Origin of the sequence: Virgibacillus sp. 7505, from assembly GCF_002272135.1 — a bacterium.
Taxonomy (GTDB): Bacteria; Bacillota; Bacilli; order Bacillales; family Amphibacillaceae; genus Terribacillus.
This window is the reverse complement of sequence record NZ_NPBF01000276.1, coordinates 1-241: the sequence shown is the minus strand read 5'-3', so window position 1 is coordinate 241 and position 241 is coordinate 1. Positions and strand designations below refer to the sequence as shown.

The window sequence follows — 241 nt, the reverse complement described above, 5'->3', positions numbered from 1 at the left end:
TGGGTTAACGCCGAATGGGTAGAAGTAGTCAGCGAGACAGAACTTCATTTTCGCGTATGGGAACGAGGTTCAGGCATTACGCAAGCGTGCGGCACAGGGGCGTGCGCCGCAGTCGTCGCCAGTGTGTTGAATGGGTATGCGAAACAGGGGGTACCCGTAACGGTCCACTTGCTTGGCGGTGATCTAACAATTGTATGGCAAGAAAATGGCGATGTGCTCATGCGTGGGCCAGCAGAGTATA

1 pseudogene is annotated in these 241 nt (G+C 54.4%); it reads left to right on the top strand.

Annotation, left to right across the window (positions count from 1 at the left end):
- A pseudogene (locus tag CHH91_RS18945) lies at positions 1–241 on the top strand (diaminopimelate epimerase); the annotation flags it as partial.